Source organism: Streptomyces sp. W16 (assembly GCF_033194735.1).
In the GTDB taxonomy this organism is placed as follows: domain Bacteria; phylum Actinomycetota; class Actinomycetes; order Streptomycetales; family Streptomycetaceae; genus Streptomyces.
This window is the reverse complement of the sequence record NZ_JAWOAI010000210.1, coordinates 1-15,962: the sequence shown is the minus strand read 5'-3', so window position 1 is coordinate 15,962 and position 15,962 is coordinate 1. Positions and strand designations below refer to the sequence as shown.

Below are 15,962 nucleotides of genomic sequence, written 5' to 3'. Positions count from 1 at the left end.
CACCGTCGCGCTGCGGGACGGCTGGCGCTTCGCGCTGGTCAACCCGGGCGGAATCACCGACCCGACCGGCGCCTACGCGAACGCCGCCGCACCGGACTACGACGACTCGGCCTGGCGCGAGGTCGCGGTCCCCCACGACTGGAGCATCGAGCAGACCCCCACTACGGCGAACGGCACCACCAGCGGCACCGGCTTCTTCCCCGGCGGCCTCGGCTGGTACCGGATCGCCTTCACCCTGCCGCCGGCCTTCGCGGGCAAGCGGATCTCGGTGGAGTTCGACGGCGTCTACATGGACTCCTACGTCCACTGCAACGGCACCCAGGTCGGCCAACACCCGTACGGATACACGGGGTTCGCCTTCGACCTCACCGGCCTGGTGCACACCGACGGCAGCACGGAGAACGTCGTCGCGGTCAAGGTGCAGAACCAACTGCCCAGCAGCCGCTGGTACTCGGGCAGCGGCATCTACCGCGAGGCCCGGCTGGTGATCACCGAGCCGGTGCACGTCGAACGCTGGGGGACGTATGTCACGACCCCGGACATCACCGCCGAGCGGGCCGTCGTCCGCGTACGGACGTCCGTGCTGAACGAGTCGGGCGCCGCGAGCGAGGTCGAGATCGGATCGCGGGTCGTCGACCCCGGCGGCCGGACCGTGGCCCGCGCCACCTCCACGGTGAATGTCGTCGACCGCGGTACCGAGACCCATGAACTCACCGTCCCCGAGCCCGAGTTGTGGGACATCGAGACCCCGGAGCACCGCTACACCCTGGAGACCGAACTGCGCGTGGACGGCAAGCCGGTCGACACGTACCGCACGACCTTCGGCATCCGTGACTACCGCTTCGACCCCGACGAGGGCTTCTTCCTCAACGGAACCCACACCAAGATCAAGGGAGTCGATCTCCACCACGACCAGGGCGCCCTCGGCTCCGCGATCAGCCTCGACGCCGTGCGCAGGCAGTTGAGCATCATGAAGTCGATGGGCGGCAACGCCTTCCGCACCTCCCACAACCCGCCCTCGCCGCAAATCGTCGAGGCCTGCGAGGAGTTGGGCATCGTGATGATGGTCGAGGCCTTCGACTGCTGGCACACCGGCAAGACGACCTACGACTACCACCGGTTCTTCGACGACTGGTGCGAGTCGGACGCCACCGAGATGGTGCTCGCCGCCCGCAACTCGCCCGCCGTGGTGCTGTGGTCCATCGGCAACGAGATCCCCGACTCGACCTCCACCGCCGGCCTCGCCATGGCCGACCGCATCATCGGCGCCGTCAAGGCGGCCGACGACAGCCGGCCCGTGGTCATCGGCTCCGACAAGTACCACTCCGTACCGGCCAAGGGCTCCGCGGCCGACCTCATGCTCGCCAAGCTGGACGGGCTGGGTCTGAACTACAACACCGCCAAGTCCGTCGACGCCCTGCACGCCGCCTATCCGCACCTGTTCCTCTTCGAGTCGGAGTCCTCCTCCGAGACCTCGGCCCGGTCCACCTACCAGGAACCCGAACACCTCAACACCGGCGAGAACTTCACCCCGGGCAGACGCGCGACCTCGTCCTACGACAACAACCTCTCGTCCTGGACGATGAGCGGCGAGTACGGGCACAAGAAGGACCGCGACCGGAAGTGGTTCGCGGGCCAGTTCCTGTGGTCCGGCATCGACTACATCGGGGAGCCCACGCCGTACAACGTGTTCCCGGTCAAGGCGTCCTTCTTCGGCGCGGTCGACACGGCCGGCTTCCCCAAGGACATGTACCACCTCTTCCGCAGCCAGTGGGTCGACGAGCCCATGGTCCATCTGGTGCCGATGACCTGGAACCACGAGCCGGGCGACACGGTCGAGGTCTGGGCCTACGCCAACGTCGACACCGTCGAGCTGTTCCTCAACGGAAAGTCCCTGGGGACCCGGACGTTCGACACCAAGAAGACCACCGACGGCCGCACCTACCTGGAGACCACCGAGGCCACCGGCGACGACAAGACCTTCACCACCGGTCCCTACCCGGGCAGTTACACAAGCCCGAACGGCAGCGCGGGCAAACTACATCTCGGCTGGAAAGTGCCGTACGAGCCGGGCGAGTTGAAGGCGGTGGCGAGCAGCGGCGGCAGGAGGGTGGCGACGGACGTGCTGCGCACCGCGGGCGCCGCGCATGCCGTGCGTCTTACGGCCGACCGCAAGTCCCTTGCCGCCGACGGCCGTTCACTGGTCTTCGTGACCGCGGAGGTCGTCGACGCCCATGGTGTCGTGCTGCCGGACGCCGAGGACCTGATCGCCTTCGAGGTGCGGGGCGGTTCCCTGGCCGGGCTGGACAACGGGCGGGAGGAGAGCGCCGAGCGCTACCAGGCGAGCACCCGAACCGCCTTCCACGGCAAGGCGCTTGCGATCGTCCGGTCCGGCACGCGGGCGGGCGCGCTGAAGGTGACGGCGCGTGCGGAAGGCCTGCGGACCGGCACGGTGACCGTCCGCACGACACCCGCCCGGGACGTGGCCGCGACACCGGCACCGCATTTCGAGGCCGACCACCCGGCACCCCCGAACTACCCTGCGGCGGAAGCCAGTTACTCGGGCCGCCCCGACACCCTCCCGGCCGCCGTGCTCGACGGCGACCCGGCCACCGGCTGGTCCAACGCCTTCGCCAAGTCGGCCACGGCCCTGCTGCCCGCCTTCAGCGGCGCCCGCGAGAAGGACTGGGTGTCGGTGGCCTGGGGGAGGGCGCGGTCCTTCGACCGGGTGGAGGTGTCGTTCACCGTGGACGCGACACACAGTCTGCCCGCGGCGCTGGTGGTCGCGGTGTGGGACGGCGGTGGGTGGGTGCCGGTCGCGGGGACGGCCGTCGACTGGGCCACGGCCTCGGACAGCCCGACCGTCGTCACCTTCGACGCCGTGCGCGGCTCCCGGCTGCGGCTGACCCTGACGAGCGGCCGGCCGGGGGTGGCCCAAGGAGCGGTGCGGATCAGCAAGTTGGAGGCTCCCGCCGGATAGCGGGCAGGCACCCGCTCGCGGTCCGGACAGGAATCTGGCCTGTCCGGACCGTTGACGGGATGTCATGTCTCGAACAGCATGGCCAGCGTCCCATGCATCTGGGAGCGCTCCCACCGTGTGTCTGGAGTGTGCCCCTGCCTCTCCGAGGAGCCCAGACATGAAACGACGCAGAACGACCCTGCTCGCCGCCACGGCCCTCCTCGCGGCGGCCCTCACCGCCCTGCCGGCGGGCCCGGCCGGAGCCGACGAGGTCGAGCAGGTCAGGAACGGCACCTTCGACACCACCACCGAACCCTGGTGGACGACGAGCAACGTCACCCCGGGCCTGTCCGACGGACAGCTCTGCGCGGACGTGCCCGGCGGCACGACCAACCGCTGGGACGCCGCCGTCGGTCAGAACGACATCACGCTGGTCAAGGGCGAGTCGTACAAGTTCGCCTTCACGGCGTCGGGTTCGCCCGAGGGGCACGTGGTGCGGGCGATCGTCGGGTTGTCCGTGTCGCCGTACGACACCTACTACGAGATCAGTCCCGAGCTGAGCGCATTGGGCAACTCCTATGCGTACACGTTCACTTCACCCGTCGACACCACACAGGGGCAGGTCGCCTTCCAAGTCGGCGGGAGTGCGGAGGGCTGGCGCTTCTGCATGGACGACGTGTCCTTGCTGGGTGGGGTGCCGCCGGAGGTGTACGAGCCGGACACTGGGCCGCGGGTGCGGGTGAACCAGGTCGCCTATCTGCCGGGCGGGCCGAAGAACGCGACGCTGGTGACCGCGTCGACGGCCGCGCTGCCCTGGGAGTTGAAGAGCGCGACGGGTGCGTTGGTCGCGCACGGCCGGACCGTGCCGCGTGGCACCGACGTGGCGTCCGGGCAGAACGTGCAGTCCATCGACTTCGGTTCGTACCGTGGGCACGGCGAGGGCTTCACGCTGGTGGCGGACGGCGAGACGAGCCGGCCCTTCGACATCGGGACCGCCGCCTACGAGCGGTTGCGGCTCGATTCGTTGAAGTACTACTACACGCAGCGCAGCGGCATCGCGATACGCGACGACCTGCGCCCCGGCTACGCCCGCCCGGCCGGTCACCTGAACGCCGCCCCCAACCAGGGCGACGCGAACGTGCCCTGTCAACCCGGCCTGTGCGACTACACACTTGACGTGACGGGCGGCTGGTACGACGCGGGGGACCACGGCAAGTACGTCATCAACGGCGGTATCTCCACCTGGGAGTTGCTGAGCACCTACGAGCGCTCACTGCTGGCCCGCACCGGTCAGCCGGCGAAGCTGCGCGACGGGACGCTCGCCATCCCGGAGAGCGGCAACAAGGTGCCGGACGTGCTCGACGAGGCGCGCTGGGAGCTGGAGTTCCTGCTGAAGATGCAGGTGCCGGACGGTCAGCCGCTGGCCGGAATGGCGCACGACAAGGTCCACGACGAACAGTGGACCGGGCTCCCACTGCTTCCGAGCCAGGACCCGCAGAAGCGCGAACTGCACGCGCCGACCACACAGGCGACGCTGAACCTGGCGGCCACGGCGGCGCAGGCGGCCCGCCTGTACCGGCCCTACGACCGGGAGTTCGCCGCGAAGGCGCTGAAGGCGGCGCGGAAGGCCTGGGCGGCGGCGCTCGCACACCCCACGGTCTACCCGGACCCGAACGACGGCACCGGCGGCGGCGCCTACCCCGACGACAACGCCACCGACGAGTTCTACTGGGCGGCGGCCGAGCTGTATCTCACCACGGGAGAACGGCAGTTCGCCGACCACGTCGTCAACTCGCCCCTCAACACCGCCGACATCTTCGGCAGCCTCGGTTTCGACTGGGCGCGGACGGCGGCCCTCGGCCGACTCGACCTCGCGACCGTCCCCAGCCGGCTGCCCGGCCGGGACACGCTCCGCCGGTCGGTGATCGAGGGCGCGGACACCTACCTGGCCACGCTACGGAGCCAGCCCTACGGCATGCCGTACGCACCGCCCGGCAACCTCTACGACTGGGGCTCCAACAGCCAGATCCTCAACAACGCGCATGTCATCGCCACCGCGTACGACCTCACCGGCGCCGCGAAATACCGCGACGGCGCGCTCCAGAGCATGGACTACATCCTCGGCCGCAACGCCCTCAACATGTCGTACGTCACCGGCTACGGCGAGGCCAACTCCCACAACCAGCACAGCCGTTGGTACGCACACGAACTCGACCCGAACCTCCCGAACCCACCGAACGGAACCCTGGCGGGCGGCCCCAACTCGTCCATCCAGGATCCCTACGCGCAGAGCAAACTCACCGGCTGCGTGGGCCAGTTCTGCTACATCGACGACATCCAGTCGTGGTCGACCAACGAGACGGCGGTGAACTGGAACGCGGCGTTGGCGTGGATGGCGTCGTTCGCGGCGGATCAGGGGTGATCCACGTATCAGCGGGTTCGCCGAAGTCGCACATCAGGTGTCGTCGGGACTGCTCGCGAGAGCTCCGCCTATCCAGAAGGAGAGTGCCTTTTGGTCTTTGCTCAGTGAGCGTCGTATGGCGTTGACCAACCGCACCTGCGCCTGGGCGGGCGCCCTGCTGGCCTGGGAGAACTCCTCCGGGGTCAACGGGTCGCGCATCGGGTCCCGTGCCGGGTCGCGGGCCGCCAGGTCGAGGAACTGCCCGATGGCCTTGGCGAAGTTGTCGATCTCCACCGCGACAGCCGTAGGGGCGACCAGACTGGCACGGGTCAGGACCGCGCTCCACTCGCTCCAGTCGTAGTCCCAACCCTGTCGGCCGGCGTGGGCGCGGCTGATCACCATCGTGAACTTGGCGTAGTGGCTGATCAGTTCCTGGTAGGCGAGCAGCTGCTTCTCCCGCAGCCACTGCCGGTCCTGGGCCCGGTGCGTGACGATGCCCCCGACCAGGACACCGATCGTGGCGGACAGCGCCCCGGCACCCGTTGTCACCAGTGTGTCCAGCAGTGCCACCTCAAGCCCCGTATTCCCCGTCGCTCGAACATCGGCGGGTCGAACCTACTGGTGACCGACTTCCGGTGACAACGCTCCGGCCCGGCGACCGACCCTAGGGTTCGCGCTCCACGAGTTCCCGCGGGCGCTTGTGCGCGGTCAGGGTGTGGAGTTCGGCCTGGGTGAGCGGCTGGTGCACCTCCACGTACTCGCCGTGCGGCAGTCGCTTGATGACGCCCGTCTCGCGGCCGTGCAACACCAGTTCGGCGTCCCGGAGTTGGAGGCCCAGGCAGATGCGGCGGGCCACGACGAACGCGAGTGCCGGGACGGCGAACACCGCGACCCGCACCATCCACGTCACCGTGTTGATCGACAGGTGGAGGCGCGTCGCCACGATGTCGTTGCCGCCGCCGGCGAGGAGGACCAGGTACAGGCTGATCCAGGCCACCCCGATTCCCGTGCGGTTCGGGCGGTTGCGGGGGCGGTCCAGGAGGTGGTGTTCGCGTTTGTCGCCGGTCCGCCAGGACTCCAGGAACGGATACACGCCGATGAAGACCAGCAGAAGCGGGAAGACCACGATCGGGATCAGCACGCCCAGGACCAACGTGTGGCCCCACAACGTGACTTCCCAGCCCGGCATCACGCGGACCAGGCCCTCCGCGAAGCCCAGGTACCAGTCGGGCTGGGCGCCCGTGGAGACCTGGTCGGCGCGGTAAGGGCCGTAGGACCAGACGGGGTTGATGGACGCCACCGCCGCGAGGAGGGTGAGCGCGCCGAAGACCAGGAAGAAGAAGCCGCCCGCCTTCGCCAGGTACACCGGCATGAACGGGGAGCCCACCACGTTGCGTTCGGTGCGGCCGGGGCCCGCGAACTGGGTGTGCTTGTGGTAGACGACCAGGATGAGGTGGACGACGACAAGTGCCGCCATGACGCCGGGGATCAGCAGGACGTGGAGCGAGTAGAAGCGGGACACGATGTCGTGGCCGGGGTACTCGCCGCCGAACAGGAACATCGACAGGTACGTCCCGACGACCGGGACCGAGAGCAGCGCGCCGTCCACGAAGCGCATGCCCGTGCCCGACAGGAGGTCGTCCGGGAGCGAGTAGCCGAAGAGGCCCTCGAACAGGCCGAGGAACAACAGGGTCCAGCCGAACAACCAGTTGAGCTCGCGCGGCTTGCGGAACGAGCCCGTGAAGAAGTGCCGCATCATGTGCGTCAGCATCGCGGCGATGAACACCAGCGCCGCCCAGTGATGCAACTGCCGGACCAGCAGCCCGCCGCGCACGTCGAAGCTGAGGTGCAGCGTGGAGGCGTAGGCGTCGGACATCCGGATGCCGTTCAGGGGGACGTAACTCCCGTGGTACGTCACCTCGTTCATGGAGGGGTGGAAGAAGAGGGTCAGGTACACGCCGGTGAGGATCAGCACCACGAAGCTGTAGAGGCAGATCTCGCCGAGCAGGAACGACCAGTGGTCCGGGAACACCTTGCGCAGATACTGCTTGCCCAGCGAGTAGGTGCCGAGCCGGCCGTCGAACCAGTCGGCGACGCGCTCGCCCCGCGAGGAGTCGGGAGGAGTGGTCACTCGTCCTCCTCGTCCTTGTGGACGTGCGTGAGCTTTTCCGGGTTGGTCACGATGTAGACCCCGGACACCTGGTCGCCCTCGGGCGTGAGGTCCATGACCATCACCGCGTACGGCGAGTCGCCGTCGAACAGCACGGCCGCGTCGTCGCCGTTGACGCGCCGGTAGCGCAGCTCCAGGTCCTGCGGACCGCGGCGCCGGGCCGCGAACGAGTTGATGAGGCGGACTGCCTTGTCCCGTCCGTGCACCGGGCGCAGTCCGGCCGGCTTCCGGTTGCCCCCGCTGTCGGTCCACACCGTGACGTCGGGCGCGAGGATCTCCATCAGCGAGGCGATGTCCCCGCCGATCGCGGCCCGCACGAACCGCTCGGTCGCCTCCCGCCGCACCCGTGGATGCGCCTCGTACAACGGCCGTCGCGCGTGCACATGGGCCCGCGCCCGGTGGGCGAGCTGCCGTACGGCGGCCGGGGTGCGGTCGATGATGTCCGCGATCTCGGTGTGGGCGTACCCGAACACCTCGTTGAGGACGAAGACCGCCCGCTCCAGCGGACTCAGCGACTCCAGCACCACCAGCATGGCCAGCGACACGGACTCGGCACGCAGGGCGGGGTCCACGGGGTCACCGTCGGCGGCCTGGTCGACCAGCGGCTCCGGCAACCACGGGCCGACGTACGTCTCGCGGCGGTGGTTGATCGTGGCACGGCGCTGCAGCGCGTGGTTGACGGCGATGCGGACGAGATAGGCGCGCTGGTTGGTGATGGTGTCGAGAGGGGAGCGCCGGGAGCGCGCCGTCCATGACAACCAGGTCTCCTGGAGGACGTCGTCGGTGTCGGCGACGCTGCCCAGCATGTTGTAGACGAGGCCGAACAGCAGCTCCCGATGGTCCACGAAGACAGTGGTCGCCTCATCGGTGACGGCGAACTCAGAGATCTCGGACATGTATGCGCCTCCCCAGTGCGTGCTCACTACTGCGAGGGATGGCGGGGGTCGGAATGTGACAGCAGGCGGCCTGAATGTGACGTACGTCTCGGGAAATTCGAGCCATGTCACATCCGCCGACCGTCCGGCCCTCTTGAACGCGAGTCCCACCCAACTCCTCTGCAAGGAGCCGACATCGTGTTCAAGAAGTGGCACGGCAACCCCTGGGCGATCTTGATAACCCTCTCGCTCGGGTTCTTCATGACCCTCCTCGACCTGACGATCGTGAACATCGCGATCCCCCAACTCGGCCAGGACCTCGACGCGTCCCTGGACGAGATCCTCTGGGTCGTCAACGCCTACACCCTGGCGCTGGCCGTCCTGCTGATCACCGGTGGACGCCTCGGCGACCTGCGCGGCAAACGCAATCTGTTCGCCGCCGGAGTCGCCCTGTTCACCTTGGCCAGCCTCGCCTGCGGGCTCGCTCAGGACCCGGCGCAGCTCATCGGGTTCCGCGCGGTGCAGGGACTGGGCGCGGCGCTGCTCATGCCGCAGACCCTGTCGATCATCACCGAGGTGTTCCCTGCCGACCGGCGCGGTGTCGCGATGGGTATCTGGGGCGCCGTCGCGGGCGTGTCCGGCGCGCTCGGCCCGATCCTCGGCGGGGTGCTGATCACCCATCTGTCCTGGCGGTGGATCTTCTTCGTCAACCTGCCGATCGGCGCACTGGTGCTCGTGCTGACCATGGCGATCATCCCGGGAACCCGGCGCACGGTACGGCGCCGCTTCGACACCCTCGGCGTCACCCTCGCCTCAACTGCCCTGTTCTGCCTGGCCTTTGGACTGACCGAGGGGCAGCGGTACGACTGGAACACCTGGATCTGGAGCCTGTTGGGCGCGGCGGCCGTGTTCTTCGCGGCCTTCCTGCTCCACGAGCGCGGACAGCAGACCGGCGAACCCCTGGTCCCCTTCTCGCTCTTCCGGGACCGGAACTTCACGCTCATCAACTTCGTCGGCGTCACCGTGTCGTTCGGCGTGGTCGGCATGTTCCTGCCCCTGACGATCTATCTCCAGTCCGTGCTCGGCTTCAGCGCCCAGAAGGCGGGCCTGGTCCTGCTGCCCGTCGCCCTCGGCTCGTTCGTCATGGCGGGACCCGCCGGAGCCCTCGCTGACCGGCTCGGCGGCAAGTTCATCCTGATGGGCGGGCTGCTCGCCTGGGCGGGCGGACTGATCTGGGTCGTCGGCGTCGCGGACGTCGGCACGGGCTGGCCGACCATCGCCTTCCCGCTCTTCCTCACCGGCCTCGGCGTCGGCTGCACCTTCGCCCCCATGGCCACCGAGGTCATGCGAGGCGTCCCGCCCCGGCTCGCCGGCGCCGCCTCCGGCGTCACCAACGCGCTGCGCCAGGTCGGTTCGGTGCTCGCCGGTGCCGTCATCGGCGCGGTACTGCAGGCCCAGCTGGCCTCCGCCCTGACCGAACAGGCACAGGCCCGGGCCGGTCAACTCCCCACCGCCTACCGGGAGTCCTTCGTCTCCGCGTTCGCCAAGTCCGAGTCCGACATCGGCGCCGGGCAGCAGGGCGGCGCCCCGTCCGGAGTCCCGCACGACATCGCCGAGCGCATGCGCGCTCTCGGCGGCCAGGTCTTCGGCCACGGCTTCGTCCACGCCATGGGACCCGCCGTGTACGTCGCCGTCGCCGTCCTGCTGACCGGCGCGCTCGCCTGTCTCGCCGTACGACGGCACCAGGGGCCGTCCGCCAACCCGCACGCCCTGCCCGTCTCCGGGCCCGAACTGGAGGAAGCCGCACGATGACCATCGACTTCACGCCCATGTACGCCTCGCACGACGCCTTCCGGCGCGACCTGGAGCGGCTCGCCGACGCGGTCGCGGGCGGCAGGGCACACACCGGCCCGGTCCTCGCCGGGTGGGAGAACTTCAAGCACCAGCTCCACATCCACCACACCGCCGAGGACAGCGACCTGTGGCCGCGGGTCCGGACCCGGGTCGGGGGGCGTCCGCTGGACCTCGGGATGCTGGACGAGATGGAGGCCGAACACGCCCGCATCGACCCGCTGCTGGCCGCCGTGGACACCGCGCTGGCCGACCGGGCCTTCGAACTTCCCGATCTGGTACGGGCGTTGCGGGCGACCCTCGACGATCACCTCAAGCACGAGGAGGACAGTGCGCTGCCCTTGATGGGGGAGGTGCTGACCGACGCGGACTGGGCCGCCTTCACCGGGCGGCTGCGGGAGACCCAGGGGCTGCGCGGGGCCGCGGTGTTCGTGCCGTGGCTCGTCGACGGGGTGTCGGCGGTGGACCGGGAGCGCTTCCTGGGGGCGTTCCCGCCGCCGGTGCGGGTGCTCAACCGGGTCTTCTGGGAGGGGAGTTACCGGCGCAGGGGGCTGTGGTCGACGCGCTAGGCCGTGGACACGGCTTACGTCGCATCGTGGAACACCAGCCCGAGCGCGTGCCGGCGACCGGAGCGTACGGTGCTCACCCCGTGCCGCATCGCTCCGGACGACCAGCCGCGCTTCGTCCGCACCGGACGGTCCCGGGTGGTGAACACCAGCCCGTGGCCCTGCCGCAGTGGGGTCGCGGTGCCCCGGGACTGGGCCCGGGGACGCTGCTCGACCATCAGGAACTCGCCGCCGGTGTAGTCCGCGCCGTACTCGTCCAGGCCGATCACCACCTGGAGCGGGAAGACGAGTTCGCCGAACACATCGCGGTGCAGGGCGTTCCAGTCGCCCTCGCCGTAGCGCAGCAGGATCTGCGCCGAGCGGTCCTGCCCGGCCTCGTGACAGAGTGCCAGCCACTCGTCCAGATCGTCGGGCCAGGGGGCCGGGCGGCCGAGGCGGGCCGCCCAGTCGCGGGCGATCGGCAGCAGGCGCGGGTAGAGCGCGGCGCGCAGTTCGGCCACCGGTGCGGGCAGGTCGTGGGTGAAGTAGCGGTACTCGCCGGAGCCGAAACGGTGCCGGGCCATGTCCACGGTGGTACGGAACAGTTCCGGCTTCTCGTACAGCGCGGCCAGGTCCCGGCACTCGGCGGGCGTCAGCAGGCGTGCCGTCGGCGCGCTGCCGTACAGGTCCAACTCCGCTGCCAGAGCGGGCCAGTTGGTGCGATCCATGATTACTCCCTCGGTATCCCTGCCCGCCGTCAGCCGAGCATCGGCTGCAGCGCGCCCTCAAGCGTCAGCAGCCGCACCTTGCGCTCGACCCCGCCGGCGTAGCCGCGCATCGAACCGTCCGCGCCGATCACCCGGTGGCACGGGCGCACCAGCAGCAGTGGATTGGCGCCGATCGCCGCGCCCACCGCCCGGATCTCGGCGCGCGGCACACCGAGCCGCCCGGCGAGCGCGCCGTACGTCGTCGTGGTGCCGTACGGGATCTCGTCCAGGGCCTGCCACACCCGCTGCTGGAACTCCGTTCCCTCTGCGGCCAGCGGGAGTTCGAAGCCGGTGAGGTGCCCGGCGAAGTAGGCGGACAGCTGCCGGGCGGCCTCGGCGAAGGCCGGGTCGTCGCGGCGCTCACCGGCGCCGATGCCGGGGCGATCCGGGAAGGAGAGGGAGGTGAGGGTGGTGCCGTTGGCCGACTCCTCGCCGGTCAGGAGCAACTGGCCCAGGGGACTGTCGATGCGTGTGAGGATGATGGTCATGCAGACGAGTCTGCTCCGGGGCGGAGGCTGGGTCCGGCGGGATTCGGACATGGTGCTGGAAGCCGGACGGTACCGTCAGGTGTACCCCCTGACCTGGTGGTATTTACGGGTAAGTACCCGAGCGGTACCGTGAGGTCATGCCAGCTCTCAACGTGGAGTTCAGCGATCGCGAGCTAGAGGACCTGCGGCAGATCGCCAAGGAGCGCGGTACGTCGATGAAGGCCCTCGTCCGGGAGGCCGCCGCCGCCGACATCGCCCGGCACCGGGCGCTGCAGGAGGGTGCGGAGGCCTTCCGCCGTTTCTTCGCGACGCACGCCGACGAGTTCGCCGCGGCCTTCCCCGAGGACGAACCGGCGGCCAAGGGCGAGGGGCGGGTCGCCTGACGCATGCCCGTCATCCATATCGACGTGCCGTGGCTCCTCCAGCGCCATGAGGAAGTCCTCCCGGAACAGCCCACCATCAACGACTTCTCGGCACTGGTGGCGGCCGTCGCCCGGCACCGCGTCGACCCGCCCCGCCTCGGTGTCGACTCCGACCCGGCCTGGCGGGCCACCGCCCTGCTGCACACCCTCGCCCTGCTCAAGCCCCTGCCGTCCGCCAACGCCCGCTTCGCCTGCGCCACGGCGGTCGCCTACATGTTCGTCAGCGGCGTCGGCATCGATCCGCCGTACGGCGCCCTCGTCGACCTCGCCCGCGACCTGATGTCCGGGAAGACCGACGTGTACGGCGCGGCGGAACGGCTGCGTTCCTGGCAGATCTGAGCGTCACCGGTCCTCGTGCGCCGGTGACGTCTCCTCGGGCACGCCTTCTCCCGACACGGCGAGGCTGCCCAGCAGGCCCAGCAGTTCCGCGCTGCGGCTGCCCGGCTCGGCGTGGAAGACGACCATGCTCAGGGCGTCCGTGCCGGGGATCTCGAACTTGTTCGACCGCAGCTCGAAGTCGCCGACCAGCGGATGGCTGAGGAGACTGATCCGGCCGGCCATCGGCCGTACCTCGTGCCGGCTCCACAGCAGCCGGAAGCGCTCACTGCGCACGGACAGCTCGCCGACCAGCTCCACCAGCCGCGGATCGTCGACGTCGGGACCGATGTGGCCGCGCAGTGTCGCCACGCCCTCGGCGGTCAACTCCTCCCAGTCGCGGCGCAGTTCGTGCTCGGCCGGGTCGAGGAACACCGCCCGCAACAGGTTCACGCCCGGCACGTAGTTCGGGGACAGCGCCCGGCACAGCGCGTTGGCCGCGAGGCAGTCCGTGAACCGGTTCTGCACGTATGCCGGATGCCCCGACCAGGTGTCCAGCAGTTCGCGGACGCTCGCCGGTACCGCCTCGGGCCTTCTGGTCCGTCTGCGGGACGCGGCCGGCCGTTCCGGCTGCGCCAGGCTCAGCAGATGGGCAGCCGCAGCGGCGTCGAGGCGCAGCACCCGGGCCAGCGCCTCCAGTACCTGCGCCGACGGGTTGCGGTCCCGGCCCTGCTCAAGCCGCAGGTAGTAGTCGGAGCTGATACCGGCCAGCAGGGCGATCTCCTCCCGGCGCAGCCCCGGCACCCGGCGCAGTCCGCCGCCGCTCAGGCCCACGTCCTCGGGCCGGACCCGCTCACGGCGGGCCCGCAGAAACTCGCCGAGCGCGTTCTTGCCGTCCACACCCACCACCGTAGATCCGAATCCCCGCAGGTGGGTGTCCCCGTCACTACCAGGAACATCCGGGTACTGCCTGCTCGGCCGCCACGGGCGCAGAGTCGCCGCCAGGACGCACCACGCCTCACCTACCGAAAGGCGCGCCATCATGGCCGACACCGTCTCCGGCGGCACCCTCACTCCGGCCGAGGGCCTCACCATCACGCGCATGGGATACGGCGCCATGCAACTGGCCGGCCCCCACGTCTTCGGCCCGCCGAAGGACCGCACCGAAGCGGTCGCCGTCCTCCGCGAGGCCGTCGAGCGGGGCATCACCCACATCGACACCAGCGACTTCTACGGCCCGGTCGTCGTCAACGAGATCATCAAGGAGGCCCTCCACCCCTACCCGGACGACCTGCACATCGTGACCAAGGTCGGCGCCCGGCGCGGCCCCGACGGCAGCTGGATCATGTCCCGGCACCCGGAGGACCTCAAGGCGCAGGTCCACGACAACCTCCGCAGCCTCGGGCTCGACGCGCTGGACGTGGTCAATCTCCGCCTCGGCGCTCAGGACACCGCCGACGAGGAGTCGATCGGCGAGAAGTTCGGCGCCCTGGCCGAGTTGCGGAAGGCGGGGCTGATCCGGCACCTCGGACTCAGCACGGTCTCCGCCGCCCAGCTGGGCGAGGCCCAGGCCATCGCGCCGGTCGTCACCGTGCAGAACCTGTACAACCTGGCCAACCGGGAGGACGACGCCCTCGTCGAGCGGTGTGCCGCGGAGAACATCGCGTTCGCCGCGTACTTCCCGCTCGGCGGCTTCACCCCGCTGCAGTCGAAGATCCTCACCGAGGTCGCGGCCCGGCTGGACGCCTCGCCCCAACAGGTCGCCCTGGCCTGGCTGTTGCAGCGCTCGGCCACCACCGTCCTGATCCCGGGCACCTCGTCCCGCGCCCATCTGCGGGACAACATCGCAGCCGCGGACCTGGTGCTGCCCGCCGACGCGATCGCCGAACTCGACACGATCGGGGCCCGGGCCGAGGCGTCGTGAAGGGAGGGCGGGGGTGGGCCGCCCCCGCCCTCGGGGCCGCCGACCGAGGGCGGGAGGAGCAGGGTCGGCGGCCGTTTGGCGCGGGAGAGCCGCCGTCCAGCGCGTGGCCTCCGAGAAGGGCCGGTTCCAGTGGACCGCTCAGTGCCGTGCGCCGGGAGCGTGCGCGACGCACCGGAGTGTGCGCATGGTTCACACGGGGCGCATGGAAAGTCGAAAGCCGGTGCCGGGGAACCGAGTTGCCGGCGCATCTGACTTTCTTTCAAAGGTAGGGATGTTGCCCAAGTGCCTTGTTGGGTTCAGTGGGTTGTGCAAGGGTGAAACACCCGCGCGGGGGTAATGCCCGGGGCTCATTCACCTGTTGATGAACCGAATCCGAGGAATCCACTCCGTGTCCAACCCTCCCCCTCCTCGTCCTCCTTACCCTCCGCCGAACGGCGGGGCTCCCGAGGAATCCGACGAGACCCTGGCCGCCCGGCTGCGGGGCCGCCCGGAGGGTGAGGCCGCACATTCCGTCGCGCTGCTGATGGCACGGCACTGGCAGCCGGTCCAGGATTACGCCGGCGTCTGTCTCGACGCCACGGGCAGTGTCCCCGCCATGGCCGCCGCAGCCGCCTTCCACCAGGTATTCGACCGGCTGACGTTCGGCGAGCACGGCATCGCCCTGCGCCCCCGGCTGCTGCTGACCGTGCGCGACACGATCCGGGAGTGGGCGGCGGAGGAGCGAATATCCGGTGTTCTGCCGGACCTGGAGAAACCCTCCGGGGGTCGCGCCATGCGTTCTGCCAAGTCCATGACATCCGAAAATCGCAAGCTCGCCGAGCGGTCTTTCCAGACCCTTCAGCCGTTCGCCCAGTGTCTGCTGTGGCACACCGAGGTCGAGGCCGAGACGATAACCGTGCCGGCGGCACTGCTCGGGATGGATACCGACACCGCGTCGGCCGCTCTCCAGCAGGCGCACGAAAAATTCCGCGAGGGCTGTGTACGCGCCCACCGGGAACTCGCGCCGACCAAGGATTGCAGCTTCTACAACCGTCTCCTCGACGTCCCGATTCGACGCGGCGGCACACTGCTGCCCGATGTCCAGCAGCATCTGGACCAGTGCCGCTACTGCCGATTCGCCGCCGAACAACTGAGTTATTTCGAAGGCGGGCTGGGAGTCCTGCTCGCGGAGGCGGTGCTCGGCTGGGGAGCCCGCCCCTACCTCGCATCGCGCCCCGGCCGCGGCCGGACCGACACCCGGACGCG

General features: G+C 69.8%; 13 protein-coding genes and 1 pseudogene. 8 read left to right on the top strand and 6 right to left on the bottom strand.

Going from position 1 to position 15,962, the window contains the following annotated elements; all coding sequences use genetic code 11:
• Both R6V09_RS26355 and R6V09_RS26350 read left to right on the top strand, forming a co-directional pair.
• The coding region (locus R6V09_RS26355; RefSeq protein WP_317883908.1) for a glycoside hydrolase family 2 TIM barrel-domain containing protein at positions 1–2,980 on the top strand (2,980 nt) is incomplete at its 5' end.
• A 157-nt stretch (positions 2,981–3,137) separates the two neighbouring features.
• Positions 3,138–5,381, top strand: coding sequence for a glycoside hydrolase family 9 protein (locus R6V09_RS26350; protein ID WP_317883907.1), 2,244 nt, complete (start codon positions 3,138–3,140; stop codon positions 5,379–5,381).
• A 33-nt stretch (positions 5,382–5,414) separates the two neighbouring features.
• Here R6V09_RS26350 and R6V09_RS26345 read toward each other — a convergent pair whose 3' ends face one another.
• From R6V09_RS26345 to sigJ, 3 genes are all read right to left on the bottom strand, one after another.
• Positions 5,415–5,930, bottom strand: a complete 516-nt coding sequence (locus R6V09_RS26345; protein WP_317883906.1) for a hypothetical protein — start codon at positions 5,928–5,930, stop codon at positions 5,415–5,417.
• Positions 5,931–6,024: 94 nt separating this feature from the next.
• Positions 6,025–7,491: a cytochrome bc1 complex cytochrome b subunit gene (gene qcrB / locus R6V09_RS26340; protein WP_317883905.1), complete on the bottom strand. Its 1,467-nt coding sequence runs from the start codon at positions 7,489–7,491 to the stop codon at positions 6,025–6,027.
• The gene (gene sigJ, locus R6V09_RS26335) at positions 7,488–8,426 is read right to left on the bottom strand and encodes an RNA polymerase sigma factor SigJ (protein WP_317883904.1); all 939 of its coding nucleotides are present in this window, start codon (positions 8,424–8,426) and stop codon (positions 7,488–7,490) included. The genes qcrB and sigJ overlap by 4 nt, the downstream gene beginning before the upstream one ends.
• Before the next feature lie 177 nt (positions 8,427–8,603).
• On the opposite strand from sigJ, the gene R6V09_RS26330 reads away from it, so the two are divergent.
• Positions 8,604–10,217 carry an MFS transporter gene (locus tag R6V09_RS26330; RefSeq protein ID WP_317883903.1) on the top strand — a complete coding sequence of 538 codons (1,614 nt, stop codon included), beginning with the start codon at positions 8,604–8,606 and terminating at the stop codon, positions 10,215–10,217.
• Entirely contained in the window at positions 10,214–10,825 is a 612-nt protein-coding gene (locus R6V09_RS26325; RefSeq protein ID WP_317883902.1) for a hemerythrin domain-containing protein, read from the top strand. Before R6V09_RS26330 ends, R6V09_RS26325 begins: the two co-directional genes overlap by 4 nt.
• Positions 10,826–10,839: 14 nt before the next feature.
• Here the strand turns inward: R6V09_RS26325 and R6V09_RS26320 are convergent, their stop codons facing one another.
• On the bottom strand, positions 10,840–11,529 hold the full coding sequence (locus R6V09_RS26320) for a 2OG-Fe(II) oxygenase (RefSeq protein ID WP_317883901.1): 690 nt from the start codon (positions 11,527–11,529) through the stop codon (positions 10,840–10,842).
• Between the two features lie 29 nt (positions 11,530–11,558).
• Positions 11,559–12,056, bottom strand: a complete 498-nt coding sequence (locus R6V09_RS26315) for a methylated-DNA--[protein]-cysteine S-methyltransferase (protein ID WP_317883900.1) — start codon at positions 12,054–12,056, stop codon at positions 11,559–11,561.
• Positions 12,057–12,193: 137 nt separating this feature from the next.
• Between R6V09_RS26315 and R6V09_RS26310 the strand changes: the two genes are divergently transcribed.
• Both R6V09_RS26310 and R6V09_RS26305 read left to right on the top strand, forming a co-directional pair.
• Positions 12,194–12,439, top strand: a complete 246-nt coding sequence (locus tag R6V09_RS26310; RefSeq protein WP_019068554.1) for a hypothetical protein — start codon at positions 12,194–12,196, stop codon at positions 12,437–12,439.
• A gap of 3 nt (positions 12,440–12,442) precedes the next feature.
• Complete coding sequence (locus R6V09_RS26305) at positions 12,443–12,817, top strand: toxin Doc (protein WP_317883899.1); 375 nt, start codon at positions 12,443–12,445, stop codon at positions 12,815–12,817.
• 3 nt (positions 12,818–12,820) lie between these two features.
• Here R6V09_RS26305 and R6V09_RS26300 read toward each other — a convergent pair whose 3' ends face one another.
• Entirely contained in the window at positions 12,821–13,693 is an 873-nt protein-coding gene (locus R6V09_RS26300; RefSeq protein WP_317883898.1) for a helix-turn-helix domain-containing protein, read from the bottom strand.
• Between the two features lie 142 nt (positions 13,694–13,835).
• Here R6V09_RS26300 and R6V09_RS26295 point away from each other — a divergent pair, with 142 nt between their 5' ends.
• Together R6V09_RS26295 and R6V09_RS26290 are read left to right on the top strand one after the other, a co-directional pair.
• A complete protein-coding gene (locus R6V09_RS26295; protein ID WP_317883897.1) occupies positions 13,836–14,717 on the top strand; it encodes an oxidoreductase in 882 nt (293 codons plus the stop codon).
• Positions 14,718–15,105: 388 nt separating this feature from the next.
• Positions 15,106–15,962 (top strand): annotated as a pseudogene (locus tag R6V09_RS26290) (hydrolase); the annotation flags it as partial.